Here is a 22,188-nt window from a genome sequence, read left to right as displayed (position 1 = left end):
AGTCACATTAATGCCAAACAAATTACATTTTATTTCAGGTTTACCGCGTGCTGGCTCGACGCTGCTCGCAGGTATACTTCGGCAAAATCCACGCTTTCATGCGGCTATCAGTAGCCCTGTAGCGGGGCTTGTGAATGGTGCCCTCGAACAAATGGGGGCTGGTAGTGAGTCCTATTCATTTTTCGATGAACATAAACGTAAGGTCATTTGTCGGGCATTAATTGATGCTTATTATCAAGATAAAAATCATCCGGTTATTTTCGACACCAACCGTCACTGGACTGCCCGTCTACATCAATTGGTAGAGTTGGTTGATGATTTTAAAGTGATTTGTTGTGTGCGCAATCCGGCTTGGATTATGGATAGTTTTGAAGTGATTTACCGTAAAAACCCTTTTGATTACAGCCGTATGTTCAATGCGGCCTCGCGCCAGACGGTGTATAGCCGCTGCGAGTCATTAATCAATGCTGGTGGTGCGGTTGGAAGTGCATGGACGGCACTCAAGGAAGCCTATTACGGCGAGTTTTCTGATCGCTTGCTATTAGTGGATTATGATCTGCTTACCCAGCATCCGGCACGCACGCTGGAGTTAATCTATCGTTTTATTGGCGAACCACAATTTGAGCACGATTTTAATAATGTCGACTATGCTGAAAATGAGTTTGACCACAATCTTGGGGTCAAAGGTTTGCATAGCGTTAAGCGGAAAGTGGAATACAAAAGTAGGCGCAGTATTTTACCGCCTGACTTATTTATGAAGTATCAAGAAATGGACTTCTGGCTGGATAGTACTGGCACTGCAGCCAATATTATTGCAAGTAAAAAACCTGTAGCACCTAACGCAAAAAATGAAGGGAATCACTTATCATGAGACACGCACTGCTTAGTGGGCTTTCCTCGCTGTTATTACCATTTGGACTCTATGGTGCTGGTGCTATTGCAGCGCCGAGTTATCAGCGATCCTATTTGAGTTCATCGATAAGTGCATCGACCGATCTATTATTGCGTTCAGACACCTCTCTACCACAGGATCTAATTGATTTATCTGGCGATCAATTGGATATCCAGAGTGCACATCCGGTGCGTGAGCTGGTGATTGTTGATGGTGCAGTGGCTGAAGCTGATAAATCGGTATTGCGCCGCGCCCTTAAACCTAGTGTTCAATTGGTAGAGTTAGATTCTTCTATCGCTGGATTAGCGCAATTAATTAATGTACTTGATGGACACAAAAATCTCGCTGCTATTCATGTGGTCTCCCACGCACAAGCGGGCGCTATTTTGCTCGGTAATTCACGTATTACTCCGGAGACAATCCAGCGTGAAGTGTTGGCATTTGCCGCGTTAAAAGGCGCGGTGCGTGAAGGTGGCGATTTATTATTTTACGGTTGCGATCTGGCCGCGAATGACAGCGGTGAAGAGTTGCTGGATATCATCAGCAATAACACAGGTTTGGATATTGCCGCCTCCAATAATTTAACCGGCAATGCCGAATTACAAGGCGACTGGGATTTAGAAGTTACCCGCGGAAATATTGAATCTACTTTGGCGTTTTCTGAAAAAGCATTAAGGGATTTTTCAGGGGTGTTAGCGCCAATTGTAAATGGCACTTATGGTTTTGTAGGTTGGAGTGGGCAGGCAACTGCACAGCTCAGCACAACTCATTTCAGATTAACCGCTAAGGGTGGTGATGGCGTCACTCAAAATCTAGCTAGTAGCATTGGCAATTTTGCTTACATGCATGGTGGTGAGACTAGCACTAACCATTATTTTTATTTGCGCGCAGATGGTACCAATACCACTGCATTTGAGTTAACTGGATTAACGGGAGGCGAGGCTGCTGATCCTGCCTATACAGCTCAATTTACTAATCTGCGTATTGTTGGTTACTTGCAGAATGGCGGAACTGTTACCTCCTCGACTGTTAACGGAAGCGGAGTTAAAGAGACCTTTACCTTTGCACCAGGACAATTGGCGTCTTTTTCGGGCGTTAAGCTAAAAGGCTTTAAATTGTTTTTTGATTGTGCCAGTGCTTGTAATTCTTCAACGGATGGCCCCGAGTTCTTTGAGTTTTATGGTTTCACCGTCGCGAATGCAATAGATACTCCACCACCACCTACAGTCAGCGATGCCCGAATCAGCATTTCCGGCGCAACTGGCACCAGTGGTGCTTACAAGATTGGCGATACAGTTACCGCTACTTGGAATAATACTGCAAGTGGCGATAATAATTCTGGTGTTACCGGTGTAACGGTTGATTTTTCACAATTCGGCGGTGGTGCTGCTGTTGTTGCAAGCAATAGCAGTAATACCTGGACTGCAAGCTACACAATCACCGCAGGTGCCATCGATAATACGGCGCGCAATGTGAGTGTCACTGCTACGAATGCAGGTGGCAGCGATACTACAGCGGATAGCACCAATGCTACCGTCGATAGCATCGCGCCTACTGTGACAGATGGACGCATCAGTATTTCCGGCGCAACTGGAACCAGCGGTGCCTACAAAATTGGCAATACGGTTACGGCGACCTGGAACAACACGGCTGGTGGTGATAACAATACCGATACGATTAGTTCAGCTACCGTCAACTTCACACAATTTGGTGGTGGTGCTGCAGTGGCCGCAACCAATAGTTCGGGAACCTGGACTGCAACCTACACCATAGTCGCTGGTGCGATTGATAACACCAACCGCAATATCTCCTTCAGTGCAACCGATAACGCCGGCAATGCCACAACCGCAGCAGATACTACTGGTGCGACGATTGATAATATTGCTCCGACCCTGAGCGGTATTGCGCTCAGCGGTACTCCTGCTTCAACTGATTCGAGCATGGCATTTGTTGCCAGTTTCAGTGAGTCAGTAAGCAACATATCAACCGATGACTTTACCTTGGCGACAACTTCAGGAACCGCTACGGGAAATATTGCCAGCGTGTCGGCAGCGTCGGGTACCAGCGTTAATATCAATATCAACGGCATTAGTGGCAACGGCGTCTTCAAGTTGAATTTAAATGGTTCAACCAATATTGCTGACGACGCAGGTAATGCGGGTATTGCGGCTTATAGCAGTGGTGCAACCCACACAGTTGCTATTCCAACTGCGCCTGCTGCACCAACCATAGGCACAGCCACCGCAGGCGATGGCCAAGCATCAGTAACCTTTAGTGCCCCCGGCAATAATGGCGGTTCAGCAATTACTACTTACACCGCTACGGCTAACCCCGGTGGTGCATTTGGCACCTGTGCTGGGCCCGCAGCTTGTACTGCTACAGTTACTGGTCTTAGCAATGGCTCGGCTTACACTTTTACCGTTACCGCGACTAATGGCATAGGCACCAGTACGGCCTCCGGTGCTTCCAACTCAGTAACTCCCAAAGGTGCTCAAACCATCACCTTCGGTAATCCTGGAGCGCAAAACTTTGGTACCACACCAACGCTCAGTGCGACAGCAACATCCAGCTTGACCCCAACCTTCAGTTCATCCACTACCGGTGTTTGTACCATCACCAGCGGCGGCGCCCTGACCTTTGTGACGGCGGGTTCTTGTACTATCGATGCAGATCAGGCAGGCAATACGGCTTGGAATGCGGCCACTACGGTTACCCAAACTTTCACCGTGAATGCGATAGTTCCTGATGCACCAACCATCGGCACTGCCACTGTAGGTGATACTGAAGCAACGGTGACATTTACTGCACCAGCCAGTACGGGTGGGGCTGCGATTATTGCCAGCGGTTACACCGTCACCGCTAATCCAGGTGGTGCAACCGGTACGGGTTCAAGTTCGCCAATTACAGTAACTGGGCTGATGAACGGAGTGGCCTATACTTTTACGGTAACCGCGACCAACTCAGCAGGGACGGGTGCAGCATCGGCAGCTTCCAACTCGATCATTCCGGCATCACCACAGACGATTACCTTTGCTAATCCAGGAACACGGAACTTTGGTACTTCGCCAACGCTGACCGCAAGCTCATCGGCAGGTGGTGGTTATGTTGTCACTTTCACCTCATCTACCACCAGTGTTTGTACTATTACCAGTGGCGGTGTGTTGACCTTTATAACGACAGGAACCTGTACGGTCAATGCGGATCAGGCGGGCGATTTGTCTTTCCTGGCTGCACCGCAGGTGAGCCAGTCTTTCAGCGTTAGCCCCGTAGTTCCCGGCGCACCAACCATAGGGACTGCAATCGCCGGTGATACCCAGGCCAGTGTTGCATTTGTTGCCCCAGTGAATATTGGTGGCTCGGCGATTACCGGTTATACCGTGACGGTAAACCCGGCGGATGTCGTTCCAGTACACGGTGGTTCATCTCCGATTGTGGTGACCGGTTTAACCAATGGCCAAGCGTACACCTTTACTGTAACTGCCGATAATGTGGCGGGTACTGGCTCTGCATCGGCCGCATCCAACTCGATTACTCCGGCAGCAATCCAAACCATCACTTTTGCTGCCCCAAGTGCACAGAACTTTGGTACTACGCCAACATTAACGGCTACAGCTGATTCAGGCTTAACACCTGTCTTTACTTCATCCACTACGGGCGTTTGTACTATTACCTCCGGTGGTGCACTGACCTTTGTGACGGCCGGTAGCTGTACTATTAATGCAGATCAAGCAGGTAATAGTAGCTATTTACCAGCAACACAGGTGAGCAGAACCTTTGCGGTAAATGCTGTCGTGGCTGGAGCGCCAACCATAGGAGCCGCAATCGCTGGGGATAGCCAAGCGGTTGTTAGCTTCACTGCACCGATATTTAATGGCGGTTCATCAATTACAGCTTATACAGTGACATCTAGCCCCGGTGGTTTTACGGGTTCGGGAGCAGGATCTCCAATTACAGTTACAGGGCTTTCAAATGGTACGGCCTATACATTTAGTGTTACTGCGGCGAATACTGTGGGAAGTGGTAATGCTTCAAGTGCGAGTAACTCTGTGACGCCAAATGGTGCACCGACTATTAGTGGTTCGCCGATATTAATAGTGAATCAGGATGCTTCGTACCAGTTTACGCCAACAGCGTCTGACTCTGTGGGAGATACACTTAGCTTTAGTATTAGTAATAAACCTACGTGGGCAACGTTTAATACCGCGACAGGTATGTTGTCTGGTATTCCATTAAATCAAGATGTTGGTGTGACTAACGGAATTGTTATCAGCGTTTCTGATGGCGCTTTATCCGCGAGTCTACCAGCGTTTAATTTAACTGTGACGAACGTCAACGATGCACCGACGATTAGTTCTATGGCTATGACTGCAGCGACCCAAGATGCAGCGTATAGCTACATCTTTACGGCTGCGGATACTGATGTGGGCGATGTACTTACGTTAAGCGCGATAACTAAGCCTAGCTGGCTAAGCTTTAACGTCGCGACTGGTGTATTAAGCGGCACGCCTACTAATGCTGATGTGGGTTCTCACCCAGTGACGCTGAGGGTGACAGACGCAGATGGCTTAACGGCTGACCAATCCTTCATGGTTATTGTGACCAACGTCAACGATGCACCTGTGATTAGCTCTCCAGCCATCACTACAGCAACTCAAGATATAGCTTACAGTTACACAGTGATAGCTACAGACTTAGATGTGGGTGCTGTGTTAACCCTCAGTGTAGTGACCAAACCGAGCTGGTTGAGTTTCAACTCGGTGACGGGTTTACTCAGTGGTACGCCGAGCAATGCGGATGTGGGCAGTCATGCTGTGTTACTGCGAGTGACGGACGCTGACGGATTAACAGCAGATCAATCGTTTAGTATTACAGTCACTAATAGCAACGACGCACCTACCATCACTTCAACAGCAACTACGGCCGCTGTGCAAGAGGCTGTTTACAGCTATACCTTTGCCGCTACAGATGTCGATGTGGACGACGTACTGACATTGAGTGCGGTGACGATACCGAGCTGGTTGAGTTTCAACGCGGCGACGGGTTTACTCAGCGGCACGCCTGGCAATGCTGATGTGGGCAGTCACCCGGTCACCTTACGTGTGACGGATACGGATGGCTTAACGGCTGAGCAGTCCTTTAGCATTACAGTGACTAACGTTAACGATGCGCCTGTTGCGACGAGTGCAAGTGTGACCTTAGAGGAAGATAGCTCTGTGATGATCACGCTTACTGGGGAGGATGCAGATAGTGATCCTCTTACCTATGAAGTGGTGAGCCAACCTGAATCGGGCACTTTGGAGCAGCATGGAACTGTGTGGTTATACACACCGGAGAAAGATTTCAACGGTGCAGATCAGATAAGCTTTATTGCTAAGGATGCTGAACTGAGTTCTGAGCCTGCAACTATCACCATTAATGTCACGCCAGTGAATGATGACCCACAAGCTGTCGATGATAATTACACTCTAGCCAGCACCGCGGATGATAAATACACACTAGCTGCGCTAGAGAATGATGTTGATGTGGACGGTGATACTTTGACTATCGATGGCGCGGCGGCAGACATAGGTAGTGTGCAGATTACTGCTGATGGACTCATATTTACTGCCCCTGCAGCTTATGTTGGTCCGGTCGCACTTCGTTATACCATTAGTGACGGTCAGAAAGGGCGCGCAAGTGCAAAAGTCAACTTACTGGTAGAAGGTGGGGAGGCTGACAATTTACCTGTTATTACTGTACCTAGTGATGTTGAAGTTAATGCAACAGGCTTGTTCACTCGAGTGGATCTAGGGTTTGCGAAGGCCGTCGATCGTAATGGTCATCCACTGCCCGTTTCTTTGGTCGATAAGCGTTTATTCTTTGCCCCTGGTAGTTATCTTGCTTACTGGCAAGCCGTAGATCGTGATGGCAATAAAGCGACTAAGGCTCAGAAAGTAAAAGTGCATCCATTAATTTCCTTGAGTAAAGATCAAGTCGTGGGTGAGGGTAATGAGGTTGTTGTTAGTATTCACTTAAACGGTGTAGCGCCTGAGTATCCAATATCAGTTCCTTATACGGTTGCAGGTTCCGCGGACAGCAATGATCATGACTTAGTCGATGCGGTAGTGGAGATTACTTCAGGTACATTGGCCCATATTCACTTTAGAACCATAGAGGATGGGGAAGTTGAGGCTGAAGAAGATGTGTTGATCAGCCTAGATCCAAGTTTGAATTTAGGCAGTAAGAAGCAAACACAAGTGTCGATCACTGAGGCTAACATTGCCCCGAGTGTGACTCTTGAGGTGACTCAAGCGGGTGAACGTCAGTTGATCGTGGCACAAAATGGTGGCGAGGTTCATATTCATGCGCAGATTAGCGATGCCAACATGAACGATACTTTGACATCTGTATGGTCGAGTGGCGCGCTGAACTTGCAGTCCGATGATGCGGGGATGTTCTTCTTGCCGACAGAGGTCTTGCCTGGCATTTATCCTGTGAGCCTGACTGTGACGGATAGCGGCTTACCCGCGCTGTCTACCACGGAGAAAGTTTATATTGTTGTGCGCCCATCTTTGCCACCTCTGACGGGGACTGATACCGACGGTGATTTGATCCCTGATAACCAAGAGGGATTTACCGATACAGACCGCGATGGCATTCCAGATTACTTGGATGCAATCAATGATTGTAACGTGATGCCTGAAGGTGAGTTGCAGCCTGTGTACTTTCTGGCAGAGGGGCAAGCGGGCGTGTGCTTACGCTTAGGTAATATTGCACTGATGCAAGAGCAAAGTGGTATTCAACTATTACCTAATCTGGTTCCTGAAGACAGTATCGCGGCCAATGTGGGGGGGATTTTTGACTTCATTGCTACAGGACTACCGCAACAAGGGCAGAGTTACAGTCTGGTGATACCACAACGTTCGCCAGTTCCTGCCAATGCGGTATATCGTAAGTATCAAGCCCAAAATGGTTGGAAGGATTTTGTGATTGATGCACGTAATAGTGTCGCGAGTAGTGAAGGTGAGCGTGGTTTCTGCCCTCCTCCTGGAGATAATCGTTGGACTTCAGGATTAACTGAAGGCCATTGGTGTGTGCAGTTAACCATAGAAGATGGCGGGCCAAACGATGACGATGGCGTCGCTAACCGAACCATTGTCGACCCAAGTGGTGTGTCAGTGATACTCAATGGTAACCATTTACCTGTGGCGAACCCAGATACGGCATCTTTACCTTGGAATCAGAGTCTCGATGTCGATGTGCTCGCCAATGATACGGATAGCGATGGTGATGCTTTGACGGTAACACAAGTCACCAGCGAGTTCGGAACTGTAGTTATCTTGGCTAATCAGCAGTTAAGTTACACGCCAGCAACCGATTTCATCGGTACAGATGTGCTGGTGTATAGCATTACCGATGGTAAAGGTGGTACTGCGAGTAGTGAGTTGACTGTGATTGTTAATGGCAATACAGCACCTAAGACAGTGAACGATAGTGCTGCCATAGATGACAGAACGAGCTTGTTACTCGATGTGTTGAGTAATGACAGCGATCCCGATGGCAACGTTTTAACCTTAGTCAGCGCAACCGCGCAGCAAGGAACGGTTTCTGTTGAGTCTAATAAACTACGTTATATCCCTAAAACTGGATTTGATGGAGTAGATACTGTGAGTTATCAGATTAGTGATGGATTGGGCGGCGAAGCAACTGGGCAAGCGTTAATCACAGTTAAGGCATACCAAGATGTGGTGATAGATAACAAGTCGGGTGGAGGCAGTATGTCCTTATGGGCATTAGGTTTGATTCTTACAATGGGGTTAATTCGCCGTAAGGAATTACATAAATTAGTCTTGGGCGCTGTGTTGCTCGCAGGCTCCGTTAATCAAGCAAATGCGGCTGATAACTGGTATGTCGAGGGATTTGTCGGGCAAGCTCAGGTTGATAACAGCAGGCGAGCTCTACAGCCACAAGCGGGGACAGGCTTTGTAACATCGGTTGATGATAAAGATACTGCTTTGGGTGTGAGTATCGGTTATCAATGGACTCCCTTTGTTGCCACCGAATTAGGCTATGCCGACTTTGGTAATGGGACTGCGAGGATTGAGGGCGCAAGTCTCACCCCTGAGCAATATCATGAGCAGGTCAAAGCCGTAACGCCAGTACTGGCCGATGGTGTCATGCTGGGATTACGTTTCACTTTACTCCAACATGAAGCTTGGCGGTTTGAAGTACCCATCGGATTGTTTAGGTGGCAAGCGGATATCAGTAGCACTATGGGCAATAGCCGTTTAACTACAGAGCTTGATGGTACAGATTGGTATGCGGGCGTGCGTTTTAGCTATCAATTTAGTGAGTCATGGTCTGTAGGTTTGGGATATCAATATGTGGATATCGAGCCTAATGATTTCCTCAGTTACCAGCTCAATCTACGATATCAATTTTAAGCGTTAGCATATCAAAAGGGGCATTCGCCCCTTTTTACTATCCAATAAAACATCGTATTTGAGAATATTTTGAAGGTGTTCACTTAAGGCTGGGCTGGGTTTGTGATGCATATCGCAAAGGATTTGTGGCTTACCATTAGGAGCATGTAATAAATTCAGGTTGTAGATTAAAGACAGGATAGTAAGATTGTCACTTACCTTATTTAATTTATCGCTTTTTTATCCAGAGGCAGTTATGTCGCAACGGCAGAATAAGCCGGAAATATTGCATACCGAAGTTGTCGCGAGAAGCCGATTATTTCAAATTGAGCAAGTGCATCTTAAGTTCTCCAATGGTGTAGAGCGCCAATATGAGCGCATGAAAGGCGGTAGTCGTGGCGCTGTGATGATAGTGCCTATTCATCAAGGGAAAATGCTACTGGCACGCGAATATGCTGCCGGAACTGATAATTACGAACTCGGTTTCCCAAAAGGTTTGATCGATCCCGGTGAGACAGCAATAGAAGCTGCTAATCGTGAATTACAGGAAGAAATTGGCTTTGGATCGAATAAGCTCACCTTACTGAAAGAACTCAGCCTAGCTCCGGGTTATTTCTCTAGTAAGATGCAAATTTTTCTTGCAGAAGATCTGTATGAGAGTCGCCTTGAAGGTGATGAGCCTGAGCCAATTGATGTGGTGCCTTGGGCGCTCGCCGATTGGGAAGCCTTGCTCGATGATGTCGATTTTTCTGAATCCCGTAGTGTGAGCGCGTTGTTTTTGGCGCAAAAATATTTATACCCAAACAACCTGAAGATGCAGGATTCAGCGGGAGTTTAACGCACTTTAGGCAAGGCGGTTATTTGCAGACCTAGCGGGCTAAGTTAAAAATAACCAACACAGCATAAAGTGCGTTAAAACCCGCCGGGACGGAGCGCCTAGGGCACTCCACTTCGGTGTTGCATCAATTTAAAAGGTGGCCGACATTCTGTCATTGATGCGCCTTGAATTGAAGCACCCAAGGCGCTCTGAAACTCGTATCTTCAGGTAGCTTGGGTATATAACTTAAATAATCTTTTTCCTTTTAAGCGTTCAGAGTTTGCACGCTTGCAAAACATTCGCTCAGCAGGCGATTGGAGTTGTTATGAAGCCAGAAGAGTTGATCGACGAAGTTATTGCGATTGCGACCGATGCAGGGATAACTATCCGTGACATTTATCTCAAAGGTAATTTTGAGCGAGAAATGAAGTCTGACAATACCCCTGTCACTTCCGCAGATTTAGCGGCGAACAAGATCATTTGTGACCGATTAACCGCCTTAACGCCTGATATTCCAGTGTTATCTGAAGAAGCCGCCGACATTCCGTTAAATGTGCGTGAATCTTGGAAGCGCTATTGGTTGGTGGATCCGCTTGATGGTACGGGGGAGTTTATCGCTGGCAGCGGTGATTTTTCAGTCATTATCGCGCTGGTGGAACACAATCGTCCTGTGATGGGCGTGGTTTATGTGCCTATGACGCAAGTGTGTTATTACGCTATTGCTGGTTTAGGGGCGTACAAACGCACGGATAAACAAGAAGTGCGTATTAGCAGTCGCCAAATTGAGCACCGTGAAAAGGTATCCCTAAGATTGGCCGTAAGTCGCCGTCAGGACCCCCAATCTGTGTTGACCCTATTCAACCATCCCAAACACTGCGAGTTAGTCGTGATGGGGGGCGCAGCGTTAAAGAGTTGTCTTGTCGCCGAAGGTCGTGCTGATTGTTATGTACGAGTCGGACCAACGGGTGAGTGGGACACGGGAGCCGCGCAAATTATCGTCGAGGAAGCGGGTGGACAGCTGATGGATACTGAGCTGCAACCGTTAACCTACAATGAGCGTGAGAGCTTAGAGAACCCTAATTTCATCGTAGTTGGTGCACCCAACTTAGAGTGGGATAAGATTTTAATAGGTGAATGATTTTCAAATGCAGTCTATACGTCCGGTATTAAAGTCAGAGTTATTCGCGGTTTATCAGCTCGAACAGGCCATTTTTGGCGAGCACAGCTATCCCGATTTTTTCTTCCGTCAGGGATTTGATTGTTGGCCAGAGCAATTTTTAGTGGCCGTGGATGCAGATAATCAGCTACAAGGCTATTTGCTCAGTGCCCAGAGTAGCGATCCTAACTGCATGTGGATATTATCTGTCGCAGTGAGTGAAAATGCTCGCGGGAAGGGATTCGGCAAACGTTTGATGCAACAATGTTTAGCCGAGTTGCCCGTGTCAGTTGAGCGGGTGTGTTTAACCGTTGATCCGAGTAACCCTGCCCATGGCTTATATCAGCATTTAGGTTTCATTGATTCAACTTTTGAGGCCGATTATTTTGGCGATGGCGCAGATAGGGTTGTGATGACTTATCGCAGGCCTTAAATCGCGCGCTTATCTTTGAACCAAAGATTATCCTCAAATAAAAATCACCTTTGAATTAAGAATGATTTTTAAATCAAAATAATGGACGGTGTGCTGACTGAGCGCGCCGTTTTTTATGCTCTTTTAGGTGATGTCATCCCACGGATCCAGTTCGGCTTGCTGAGGGAATCTAATTCGAGTGCCTATCTTTATCCATCATCTTCAATAATATCCTTCATTATTTACCCTCTTCTGTACGTAAAACAAACTTATTTTGAACGTTGTTTTTTATTTTAACTACTGTTAGTCTCTTGCTATTCAACAGGGGATGAGACCTATGGCCAGACGAAAAGAACACAGCCATGATGAAATTCGCGCGATGGCAATACAAGCGGCAACTGAGTTACTGATAGATCAAGGTGCCATAGGGCTCAGCTTACGCAAAGTGGCCAGCCAAATTGGTTATGTCCCTAGTACCTTGATCAATATTTTCGGCAGCTACAACTATTTATTACTGGCGGTTTCTGAGTCAACGCTTAGGACTTTGCACGACCGATTGACGGGTGTTCGTGCGGCCGACAGTTTAGGTAAAATTATTGCAATGGCGTGGGAGTATAGTCAATTCGCCCATGAGCAGCGCCAAGCTTTCAAGCTGGTTTTTGAGCTGCAATTACTCGATTCTGAACCCTTGCCTGAATCGCAAGGGCAATTGATTGCGGGGTTATTTACTCTGATTGAGCGTGAATTGGCGCAACTATTTCCCGAGGTTACGCCGGTGCAGCATCTCAGTATGAGCCGGGTATTATGGGGGGGTATTCATGGGCTGACCTCTCTGTCACTCGATAATAAGCTCTTCGCTGAGTCATTATCACTGCGGGATTTACTCAAGAGTCACGTACAAGCTTATTTACAAGGAATGGGTTACCAGAAGGAACTATCATGCTGCTAACAAAACGTTTTTTACCCTATTTTGCGACTCAGTGCTTAGGCGCATTGAATGACAACATCTATAAAAATGTGTTGCTGTTATTAGTGACCTTTAGCCAAGTGAAAGACCTACCCATAAGCGTCGATATGTTTGTGAACTTGGCGGCTGGGGTGTTCATTTTACCATTTTTCCTCTTTTCGGCCCATGCGGGTGTTGTCGCCGATAATATGGATAAGGCTAAACTCATTCGCCGATTGAAACTACTCGAAGTCATCATCATGTTTAGCGCCGCGATTGCGATTCTGAGTGAGAGCTACATGGTGATGTTATTACTGTTATTTTTAACGGGTAGCCAGTCAGCATACTTCGGTCCGGTTAAATATTCCTTGTTACCCCAAGCGTTGAAAGAGGACGAGTTAGTCACAGGCAACGCTTGGGTTGAAATGGGCACTTTTCTCTCTATTCTGGTGGGCACTTTGAGTGCGGGGATCTTGGTTTCTGATGAAAACGGTACGCTTTGGTCGGCGATTACTGTTGCTGTATTAGCCTTTGCAGGATATTTATCGAGCCGAGCGATTCCTGCATTACCCCCACAGGGCATCATCGAAAAAATACGTTTCAGGCCGTTATCGGGCACTTGGCGTAGCATCAAAAAAGCCCGTCAAACGCCTTCAATCTGGATGGCTATCCTCGCTATCAGTTGGTTTTGGTTTTTAGGCGCGACCTATCTGACTCAGTTTCCTAACTTTGCTAAGCTGCATTTGCATTCTGGTGCGACTGTGGTGTCATTATTATTAGGCATGTTTTCCATCGGGATTGCTGTTGGCTCCTTCGTTTGTGAACGTTTCTCCTACGGCCATGTGGAACTCGGTTTGCTGCCGTTTGGGGTATTGGGATTAACTATCTTTGGTGTCGATTTGCTTTGGGCTATTCCACCTGCGCCCGTAGATGCTGGTTTTGTCTATGGATTAAAGGCCTTTATTGGCGAGTCCCAACATTATCGGGTGATGCTAGATTTCTTTATGATTGGCGTTAGCGGCGGTTTGTTCATCGTCCCCCTGTATGCGTTTATTCAATCTCGTTCGCCTAAGGGGGAATGTGCTCAGGCGATTGCCGCCAATAACATTATGAACTCATTGTTTATGGTGGTTTCGGCACTGTTATCTATGCTGTTGCTGGGCGTTGCAGGTTGGACGATTCCACAGTTATTTCTGCTACTCGCCGTGATGAATGCTGTAGTCGCGCTCTATGTTTATTCACAAGTACCAGAATTTACACAACGATTTATCAGTTACTTACTCAGTCATGTTATGTATCGAGTGACAGTCACAGGCCGAGAGAAAATTCCAAAGGAAGGGGCTGGCATCATAGTCTGTAACCATGTGAGTTATGTGGATGCATTGATTATTATGGGAGCGTCGACACGGCCAATCCGCTTTGTGATGGATAAATCCATCAGCGAAATTCCTCTGTTGAAGTATTTGTTCCGCCATGCAGGTGTGATCCCTATCTGTTCACCTAAGCAAAGTGAAGAGACCTATAATCGTGCCTTCGAGGCGATTCATGAAGCGCTCGCCAATGACGAGTTGGTATGTATTTTCCCTGAGGGTCGACTCACACCTGACGGTGAACTTGGCGATTTTCGTCCTGGAATTGATAAGATTTTGGCCAGAGATCCAGTGCCAGTCATTCCTATGGCATTGCACGGATTATGGGGTTCTTACTTTAGTCACAAGGGCGGACATGCCTTGGCTAAAATGCCCAAGCGTTTTTGGTCAAGGGTGTCGGTGGATTTAACGGATGCCGTCGATGGTAAGCTTGCGAATAAGGAATCTTTGAGAGTCCAAGTGGCGAGCCTGCTGGGCAAGTCTTAAATTCGTTAAGGCATGAAATAAAGTGAAGTGATAACCGCGGATCTAATGTTCGCGGTTATCTCATTTATGCGTGGGCAATTTATCGAGTTTGATAACTATCCAACCATTCGTGCATCGCTTGATGTGAGCCTTTAAAAAGAACACGTTCGGACTTTTTCTGTAATTGGTATTGATACATAGGATCGTAATACTTGTGCAATAACAGGTTTATCCAGACTAAATGCTGCGAAGTGTCATTCTGGTTAATTTGCTGATCGAGTGCTTGTTGCATCAAATCTTGCAGTTCTTGATGTTGTTTTCCGCCTAAACGTTTGCGAATGCTCACTAAACTCTGTAATAGATATTCACTGAAAGCCGCAAAACCTGCTTCCGGCCCTAGGCGCTCACAGAAGCCGCTATACATTTTATGCACATATTCATAGCGTAAGCGTTCGAGCCTCGCATCATCCGACTCTTCTAGCACTAAAACATTAGCGGCTTGCATGGCATTGTAAAATGTCTGCGGCAGCGCCGAACGCCCAATCAGGAAGCTTTCATCCTCGAGCAGTAAACACGCTGCGCCACTTGTTTGGTGCTGTAGCAAGGCAATGGCGAGTTGATTTTCAAAGTTAATCTGCGTTGGCTGTGGGTCGATATTCTTTCCAAAACTAGAGCCTCTGTGATTGGCTATCCCTTCAAGATCAACCGCTTCTTTACGCTGTAGTAGAAAATCGGTTTTACCGCAGCCCGTCATCCCGCTCAAACTCAATAACGGTTGCTGAGTCGGTGCCGCTTCAATCACGCCAATCAGATATTGGCGCATGGCCTTATAGCCACCCTGAATATAAGGGACTTCGATACCCGCTTCTTTGAGCCATTGTTGAGTGAGTTGCGAGCGCAGGCCGCCGCGAAAGCAATAAAGGTAAGCATTAGGATTGGCTTTAACATAGCTTGCCCAAGCTTCGATTCTCTGTTGCTTGATGGGACCATTAACCAGTGAATGACCCAATGCAATCGCGGCTTGCTGACCTGATTGCTTATAACAAGTGCCGACTTTTTCCCTTTCACTATCCAGCATCAAGGGTAAGTTGGTCGAGTTAGGAAACGCACCTCGAGTAAACTCTATAGGCGCTCGCACATCCATGATGGGGTGTTGATTGAGGAAAATTTCCCGATATTGTTCTGCAGCGACGATCGCGTTTGGCATCAGCACAACACCACATTTACTTCAGTGGTGGGTGTTTCCAGTGATCCAATGCAAATTGGGGCGATGTGATGCGCATCGAGTAGAGCAATCAATTCCGCTTCGGCTTCGGCCGAGACGGCAACTAACAGACCACCACTGGTTTGCGGATCGCACAGAATCGCTTTTTGATGCTCGCTGAGCTCGGGGAGATGCTCGCCATAACTGTCGTAATTTCGGTGAGTCCCGCCAGGAACGCAACCTAAGGCTAAGTAATCTAAAGCGCGTGGCAGTAACGGCACCGCATCAAATTTGAGTTTTGCCGTGAGCTTGGCACCTTGGCACATTTCGAGTAAGTGTCCCGCCAGTCCAAATCCTGTGACATCGGTCAGGGCGTTTACACCGCTAATTTTGGCAATCGTCGTGCCTATAGTATTCAGCTGACACATAGCATTAACCGCAATGTGACTGTCTTCATCTTGGAGTTTTTTCTGTTTTTGCGCCGTAGTTAAAATGCCAATGCCGATAGGTTTAGTGAGATATAAACGATCGCCCGCTTTAGCAGTATCATTCTGTTTTAAATCAGTTAACGCAATTTGTCCCGTTACTGCGAGACCAAAAATAGGTTCGGGTGCATCTATGCTGTGACCACCGGCGAGCATGATCCCTGCTTCCATGCAGGCTTGTCTGCCGCCATCGACCACTTGTTGTGCGATTTCTGCGGGTAGTTTATTGATTGGCCAACCTAAAATTGCAATCGCCATAATAGGCGTGCCACCCATGGCATAGATATCGCTGATCGCATTGGTCGCTGCGATACGACCGAAGGTGAAGGGATCGTCAACAATCGGCATGAAAAAATCGGTAGTGCTGATGATGCCTATGTCGTCATTGAGTTTATACACTGCGGCATCGTCACGGCTTTGATTGCCGACCAGCAGATTAGGATCGGTAAACACGGGTAACTGCGAGGCCAAGATAGTGCTGAGCACTTTAGGGGATATCTTGCAGCCACAACCTGCACCATGACTATATTCTGTTAGCTTGATTGATTCTGGGAGTGTAACTGGGGAATCTGACATGATCTCAACAGCCTATTTAAGTGATTAAGGCATCATCATAATCAGATACGGCCACCATGCAAGGTGGCCGTATGACTTTCGGGCAGAATTGTGGCTTAGCTATAAGTTGCGGTCAGGCTGCGCCAATGTTTTTGCTGGACTAAGAAACGCGCCTTTAGCTCTTCAACTTGTTGCAATAGTTGCTGATCGACAAGTTGTTTACGCTTGGCTTCAAGCAAGGTTTTCTGTGCTTGATAGTAATCCATTAAGTGCTGCTTTAATAACTCATACTCTGCTTGGATTTTTTCAATAATTTCATCAGCATTAGGCAGGTTATTAACCTTCCGCTTGGTACGTAATAACTGCATCTGTAAGCGTGCGCTCTCGATACGTTCCTGTGGACTCTTACGCAAATCTTTAGCTAAACCTAATAAAGATAATGATTTAATCAACCATTTGGTCGGATCGTAGTGCCACCATTTAATGCCATTACGATAGTCATTTTCGAAAATATGATGGAAATTATGATAACCCTCACCGTAGGTCAACATGGCCAAGAAGCCATTATCGCGGGCGGTATTCTTATCGGTATAAGGCTGGCTGCCCCACACGTGGGCTAAAGAGTTGATAAAGAAAGTGCAGTGATGCACCACCACTAAACGCAATAAACCCGCCATCAATAACATAGACAGCACGTCACCATTGAGCCAACCAAGCAGTGCAGGCAGTCCAATGTTCATCAGCAACACGAGTGCGAGGTAATGTTTGTGTTGCCACATGACAATACGGTCATTTTGCAGATCACGCACATTTTGATAATCGTGATAGCGTTGCGACTGATACTCTCGCAGCATCCAACCGATATGGCTGTACCAGAATCCCATTTTGGCAGAGTACGGGTCTTTGTCGTTATCATCTACGTGTTTGTGGTGAACTCTGTGATCAGATGCCCAGTGCAATGCACTGTTTTGTAATGCTAAAGCACCACCAAGGGCATATATAAAACGCACTGCCGGATGGACTTTATAGGCCTTGTGTGACCAGAGTCTGTGATAACCAGCGGTGATCGACAAACCACTGGCAAAGGCTAAAACAATAAAAGCGATCCATTCACTGGCACCATAGCCATGAACAATACCGCGCCATGGAACTAAAATTACCGCACTGAGGAAAGTGATGGCAAACAGACTGACATTAAGCCAGATGATAGGGGGTTTTTTCATTATAGGTTTCCAAAATTCGCTTTTGAGCGTACATCTGTAAGCTAATTTAGCTTAGCTATATTGTTTGGTCAAGGACGATGGGGCTGTGTTTAATGCCTAAAAGCGGTATTATCGCGTTATTACATTCAGTTAGCGGATTTAAGAATGGGTATTCGAGCACAGCAAAAAGAGAAAACTCGCAGAGCTTTAGTCGATGCGGCCTTTAATCAGCTAAGTGCTGAGCGCAGTTTCTCAAGTCTGAGTTTGCGAGAGGTTGCTCGGGAAGCTAATATCGCGCCGACATCTTTTTATCGCCATTTTAAAGATATGAACGAACTCGGTCTTACTATGGTGGACGAGGGCGGGTTAACCCTAAGGCAGATGATGCGTAAAGGCCGTCAGCGAGCTGAAGTGGGTGGCAGTGTGATCCGTATTTCCGTTGATACATTTATGGAAGTACTTGATTCTAATCCAAACGTATTCCGTATTTTATTGCATGAACGCTCTGGAACCTCGGCAGCATTCCGTGCGGCAGTTGCCCGCGAAATTGAGCATTTTATTTCTGAATTGGCTCATTATACCGAAGCCAAAGCGGGTCGAACCCCCTTGCTAGCCCGTGCGCAGGCTGAAGCTTTAGTGACTCTGGTGTTTAATGCTGGCGCTTCCGCATTAGATATGAAACGGGCTGACCGTAAAATTCTTGCCGATCAATTAGTCATGCAATTGCGCATGGTCGCCAAAGGCGCCGAGGCTTTGCAGCATAAGGTTGAACACCGCTAATCTGAGTGAGATGTAGATTTACTAAAATAATGGAGCCTAAGGCTCCATTATTTTTAGCGAATTTACGTTAAGTGTTCTGCAGTCGAGCTCAGTGTATCTGAAGTGATTAACGACGCTCGAGTAGTACACCCGTTTCCATGTGATCTGTGTAAGGGAACTGATCAAACAAGGCAAAGCGGGTCACCTTATGGGTTTCGTTCAGTTGTTGCAGGTTATCTTTTAAGGTTTCTGGGTTGCAGGATATATACAAAATCCGCTCATAACCTTGGACTAACGCCAGCGTATCAGGATCAATCCCCGCGCGTGGTGGGTCAACAAAAATGGTGTTGCAAACGTAGCTGTCAAGATCGATACCTTCTAAACGTCTAAAGCTGCGTTTCTTCGCCATGGCATCGCTAAAGTCTTCGGCTGACATACGAATAATCTGGAGATTATCAATACCATTCACTTCGATATTGTATTGCGCCGCATCGACTGAAGGCTTAGCGAGTTCGGTGGCCAATACGCGATTAAAGTTTTGCGCCAGTGCGATAGAGAAGTTGCCATTACCACAGTAGAGCTCGAGTAAGTCTCCCTTACTGTTTTGAGTCGCATCGATAGCCCACTCCAACATTTTTACGGAAACTTTGGCATTCGGTTGAGTAAAGCTGTTCTCGATTTGCTTATATAAGAAGGTTTTATCATTTACTTGTAATGACTCAACCACAAAGTCTTTATCTAAATCGATTTTTTGCTTACGGGCACGGCCGATGATGTTGACGTTAAACTGGCTACTTAACTTGGCTTTCAATGCAGCCGCATCGGCGCGCCATTGGTCATCAAGCTGCCTGTGATAAAGCAAAGACACTAAAATCTCGCCGCTTAAAGTCGACAAAAAATCCACTTGGAACAATTTGTGCCTTAGACTCGGATTCGGTTTCAGCTCGGCGATTAAGGCCGACATCATTTGATTGATGAGTACGCTAGCTGGTAAGTATTGATCGCAACGTACTTTCTCATTCAATACTTTATCGAACATGTAATAGTATAAGTCGTCACCATCATGCCACATGCGGAATTCGGCGCGCATACGGTAGTTAGCTGGCTCTGAGGCAAAAACTTCAACACTCGGTGTTTCAAATTGGGCAAAGGCTTGTTCTAGCTTGATACGCTTGTGTTCTAACTGCGCATCATAAGTCTGAGGGTCCATTGCTGCTAAGTTCATTGTTTGATTCACCGTTGCTGTAAATTGGGGCGCAAATATTATACTAGGTGACACGAATGTCCAGTATCTTGCTTTTGCTGTTTTCGCAAAGCTATGGGAAAATCCGCGCACTTGAATGTGGTTCTATGGTATTTGGCTGGATTCCGTCGGTAAAGCAGCCATCGAATCGTTAATGCGTCCAATCTGTATAGTTTATCTATATATCCGAAACTGGAGATTCGCTTGTCGCGACCTATATTAGTGTTTGATTCTGGGATTGGTGGCCTATCTGTTCTGGCTGAAATCCGTAAGAGTTTACCCCATAGCGACTATTGCTACCTTTTCGACAACGCTAGGTTGCCCTATGGTGAGTTGGAAGAGCAGGTATTAATTTCTGGCTGTGTCGAATTAGTATGCGATCTAGTGGCTCGTACCAATGCAATGATAGTGGTCGTTGCCTGCAATACTGCAAGTACTGTTGTGTTACCGGCATTACGTGCACATCTTTCAGTCCCTGTCGTAGGTGTTGTCCCCGCCATTAAACCCGCCGCTCTAATGTCTAAGAGTAAACGTATTGGACTCTTGGCTACACCTGGCACAGTTAAGCGTCATTATACCCATGAACTCATCAGCCAATTTGCTGATGATTGCCATGTCGAACTCTTTGGTTGTTCTGAATTAGTGATGATGGCAGAACAAAAAGTGGCGACTGGAATGTTGGATATGTATAGATTGGCACAGTTACTGGCACCAGTCGTTGCCGCACAATTGGATGTTCTGGTACTAGGTTGCACTCATTTCCCTATGATCAAAGCTGAATTACAACAAGTGCTCGGTGCGGGCGTAAAACTAATGGATTCTGGCGCTGCTATTGCTAAGCGAGTTGTCACTCTTTTAACGCAACAGAATCTTATTGTGGAAGAGCACAGAGTAACAGATGAGAGAGAAGCTGTAATGGAGTCAGTTATGCAAGCTTTCTATACTAAGGTGGGAATCAGCGAAGGGTTAACAACAACATTAATTGATTGTGGCTTTTCAACTATCGAACGAATCACCACAACCAACTAAATTACAAAATAAAGCAAACAGTTTAAGCGGTAATGCTACTCGTCTGTCCCTGTACGGTCGGCAGCTTCCGAATCTTGTGTTTTTGCTTCTCTTACTTTTAAGGTTCTTTCTTGGAAACTATAGTCATTCAGTTTAACCATGGCTTTCTGAGCGCCTGATTCTGACATCTCCACAAAACCAAAACCTTTACGACGACCCGTCTTACGATCTCTGACTAAACGCACAGAGTTTACTGGACCAAATTCGCCAAATAATACTTTTACTTCACCCTCATGAACACGATAAGGCAGGTTACCTACATATAAGGTCATAGTAGGGCCAACATATTGTTCTTCTGAAGCATGAGATGATGAAGTCTCTGGAACAAATTTAAAAACAAGACTTGCAATGATAGCGCCAGCGACAAAAGCAATAGCTGATAATGGCGTTGCGAACTGAGATAGTGCTACTGCGCCAATAATGGCGACAATCAAGACAATAAGAAATGACTTTTGCATAAGAATGCTCTCTGATGAATGGGAAATTGATAAATAACTGTTAACAGCAAGTATATGGTAATGAATTATTTACTTTTACACTAGACCATTGCTGAAATATTGAGCGTGAATTATCAATTATTAGATAAAAAACCTTACTTATCTCCGATAAATAGAGCTTATAAGCTAAAAAATGGTCATAACGTTTAAAATATCGACGTGCGATTCAATGATCGATAAAAAGCCCTTGCGGACTTTCTCAATCCCCCTATAATGCGCATCCACTGACAGGGCAGACAGCGAAACGCAAGTTAAGCAAAGAAAGCCATGCAGTTCATCGGTTAGCGAGCTAAACGATGAGTGTTGAGAAAGTTGAAAAAACTACTTGACGCACTAACGGGAATGCGTAGAATACGCAGCCCTGACCCGCTGAAAACTCAGTGTGTGGTCAACGCTCTTTAACAATTTATCAAGCAAATCTGTGTGGACACTCACAGGTGTTGAGTTAATCGAAACTGCTTAACCTTCGGGTTGGCAGTCAAAAATTTAAATCAATGTAACAATGAGTGTTCATAGTAATATGTACAGTTTGTTTCTTTTAGCGAGAAACAAAAAATCAGAATTCATTGAGCCGCTGACGTCGCAAGACGGAAGCAACAAAACTTTAATTGAAGAGTTTGATCATGGCTCAGATTGAACGCTGGCGGCAGGCCTAACACATGCAAGTCGAGCGGCAGCGCAAGGGAGTTTACTCCTGAGGCGGCGAGCGGCGGCG

Annotated in this window: 14 protein-coding genes and 1 rRNA gene; 10 read left to right on the top strand and 5 right to left on the bottom strand. The window is 46.4% G+C overall.

All coding sequences use genetic code 11. The features are described from left to right. Positions 1–10: 10 nt before the first annotated feature. The 7 genes from L5M40_RS19050 to L5M40_RS19020 all read left to right on the top strand — a co-directional run bounded on the left by L5M40_RS19050 (position 11) and on the right by L5M40_RS19020 (position 14,481). Positions 11–871, top strand: coding sequence for a sulfotransferase family protein (locus L5M40_RS19050; RefSeq protein ID WP_168826979.1), 861 nt, complete (start codon positions 11–13; stop codon positions 869–871). Beyond that, the gene (locus L5M40_RS19045) at positions 868–9,315 is read left to right on the top strand and encodes an Ig-like domain-containing protein (RefSeq protein WP_263257083.1); all 8,448 of its coding nucleotides are present in this window, start codon (positions 868–870) and stop codon (positions 9,313–9,315) included. The genes L5M40_RS19050 and L5M40_RS19045 overlap by 4 nt, the downstream gene beginning before the upstream one ends. A 235-nt stretch (positions 9,316–9,550) precedes the next feature. Next, positions 9,551–10,132, top strand: a complete 582-nt coding sequence (gene nudE, locus L5M40_RS19040; protein ID WP_212601707.1) for an ADP compounds hydrolase NudE — start codon at positions 9,551–9,553, stop codon at positions 10,130–10,132. Between the two features lie 304 nt (positions 10,133–10,436). Then, a complete protein-coding gene (cysQ, locus tag L5M40_RS19035) occupies positions 10,437–11,249 on the top strand; it encodes a 3'(2'),5'-bisphosphate nucleotidase CysQ (protein ID WP_198573335.1) in 813 nt (270 codons plus the stop codon). A gap of 7 nt (positions 11,250–11,256) precedes the next feature. After that, on the top strand, positions 11,257–11,700 hold the full coding sequence (locus L5M40_RS19030) for a GNAT family N-acetyltransferase (protein WP_263170315.1): 444 nt from the start codon (positions 11,257–11,259) through the stop codon (positions 11,698–11,700). Positions 11,701–12,016: 316 nt separating this feature from the next. After that, positions 12,017–12,628, top strand: a complete 612-nt coding sequence (locus L5M40_RS19025) for a TetR/AcrR family transcriptional regulator (protein WP_263175856.1) — start codon at positions 12,017–12,019, stop codon at positions 12,626–12,628. Then, the gene (locus L5M40_RS19020) at positions 12,619–14,481 is read left to right on the top strand and encodes an MFS transporter (RefSeq protein WP_263175855.1); all 1,863 of its coding nucleotides are present in this window, start codon (positions 12,619–12,621) and stop codon (positions 14,479–14,481) included. The genes L5M40_RS19025 and L5M40_RS19020 overlap by 10 nt, the downstream gene beginning before the upstream one ends. 79 nt (positions 14,482–14,560) lie before the next feature. Here L5M40_RS19020 and mnmH read toward each other — a convergent pair whose 3' ends face one another. From mnmH to L5M40_RS19005, 3 genes are all read right to left on the bottom strand, one after another. Continuing rightward, positions 14,561–15,667: a tRNA 2-selenouridine(34) synthase MnmH gene (mnmH, locus tag L5M40_RS19015; RefSeq protein ID WP_263175854.1), complete on the bottom strand. Its 1,107-nt coding sequence runs from the start codon at positions 15,665–15,667 to the stop codon at positions 14,561–14,563. Further along, positions 15,667–16,725 (bottom strand): selenide, water dikinase SelD, encoded by a 1,059-nt coding sequence (selD, locus tag L5M40_RS19010; protein ID WP_263175853.1) that lies wholly within the window; start codon positions 16,723–16,725, stop codon positions 15,667–15,669. Before selD ends, mnmH begins: the two co-directional genes overlap by 1 nt. Before the next feature lie 95 nt (positions 16,726–16,820). After that, positions 16,821–17,927, bottom strand: a complete 1,107-nt coding sequence (locus tag L5M40_RS19005; protein ID WP_263175852.1) for an acyl-CoA desaturase — start codon at positions 17,925–17,927, stop codon at positions 16,821–16,823. Between the two features lie 144 nt (positions 17,928–18,071). On the opposite strand from L5M40_RS19005, the gene fabR reads away from it, so the two are divergent. Further along, positions 18,072–18,686 carry an HTH-type transcriptional repressor FabR gene (gene fabR / locus L5M40_RS19000; protein ID WP_105251021.1) on the top strand — a complete coding sequence of 205 codons (615 nt, stop codon included), beginning with the start codon at positions 18,072–18,074 and terminating at the stop codon, positions 18,684–18,686. Positions 18,687–18,792: 106 nt separating this feature from the next. Here fabR and trmA read toward each other — a convergent pair whose 3' ends face one another. Further along, on the bottom strand, positions 18,793–19,890 hold the full coding sequence (gene trmA / locus L5M40_RS18995) for a tRNA (uridine(54)-C5)-methyltransferase TrmA (protein WP_263175851.1): 1,098 nt from the start codon (positions 19,888–19,890) through the stop codon (positions 18,793–18,795). 222 nt (positions 19,891–20,112) lie between these two features. Between trmA and murI the strand changes: the two genes are divergently transcribed. Next, complete coding sequence (gene murI, locus L5M40_RS18990) at positions 20,113–20,937, top strand: glutamate racemase (RefSeq protein ID WP_263175850.1); 825 nt, start codon at positions 20,113–20,115, stop codon at positions 20,935–20,937. Between the two features lie 35 nt (positions 20,938–20,972). Here murI and L5M40_RS18985 read toward each other — a convergent pair whose 3' ends face one another. Then, positions 20,973–21,434, bottom strand: coding sequence for an RNA-binding protein (locus tag L5M40_RS18985; RefSeq protein WP_113941557.1), 462 nt, complete (start codon positions 21,432–21,434; stop codon positions 20,973–20,975). Between the two features lie 644 nt (positions 21,435–22,078). Here L5M40_RS18985 and L5M40_RS18980 point away from each other — a divergent pair. Continuing rightward, positions 22,079–22,188: ribosomal RNA gene (locus L5M40_RS18980) — 16S ribosomal RNA — on the top strand; the annotation flags it as partial.

The organism is Shewanella sp. SM68, from assembly GCF_025653925.1.
Taxonomy (GTDB): domain Bacteria; phylum Pseudomonadota; class Gammaproteobacteria; order Enterobacterales; family Shewanellaceae; genus Shewanella; species Shewanella oncorhynchi.
This window is presented reverse-complemented; position numbering and strand designations above follow the sequence as displayed.

Excerpts from the sequence above, each read along its gene's own strand:
- L5M40_RS19050 (WP_168826979.1), top strand. The coding sequence starts at position 11 with ATGCCAAACAAATTACATTTTATTTCAGGTTTACCGCGTGCTGGCTCG.
- L5M40_RS19045 (WP_263257083.1), top strand. The coding sequence starts at position 868 with ATGAGACACGCACTGCTTAGTGGGCTTTCCTCGCTGTTATTACCATTT.
- nudE (WP_212601707.1), top strand. The coding sequence starts at position 9,551 with ATGTCGCAACGGCAGAATAAGCCGGAAATATTGCATACCGAAGTTGTC.
- cysQ (WP_198573335.1), top strand. The coding sequence starts at position 10,437 with ATGAAGCCAGAAGAGTTGATCGACGAAGTTATTGCGATTGCGACCGAT.
- L5M40_RS19030 (WP_263170315.1), top strand. The coding sequence starts at position 11,257 with ATGCAGTCTATACGTCCGGTATTAAAGTCAGAGTTATTCGCGGTTTAT.
- L5M40_RS19025 (WP_263175856.1), top strand. The coding sequence starts at position 12,017 with ATGGCCAGACGAAAAGAACACAGCCATGATGAAATTCGCGCGATGGCA.
- L5M40_RS19020 (WP_263175855.1), top strand. The coding sequence starts at position 12,619 with ATGCTGCTAACAAAACGTTTTTTACCCTATTTTGCGACTCAGTGCTTA.
- mnmH (WP_263175854.1), bottom strand. The coding sequence starts at position 15,667 with ATGCCAAACGCGATCGTCGCTGCAGAACAATATCGGGAAATTTTCCTC.
- selD (WP_263175853.1), bottom strand. The coding sequence starts at position 16,725 with ATGTCAGATTCCCCAGTTACACTCCCAGAATCAATCAAGCTAACAGAA.
- L5M40_RS19005 (WP_263175852.1), bottom strand. The coding sequence starts at position 17,927 with ATGAAAAAACCCCCTATCATCTGGCTTAATGTCAGTCTGTTTGCCATC.
- fabR (WP_105251021.1), top strand. The coding sequence starts at position 18,072 with ATGGGTATTCGAGCACAGCAAAAAGAGAAAACTCGCAGAGCTTTAGTC.
- trmA (WP_263175851.1), bottom strand. The coding sequence starts at position 19,890 with ATGAACTTAGCAGCAATGGACCCTCAGACTTATGATGCGCAGTTAGAA.
- L5M40_RS18985 (WP_113941557.1), bottom strand. The coding sequence starts at position 21,434 with ATGCAAAAGTCATTTCTTATTGTCTTGATTGTCGCCATTATTGGCGCA.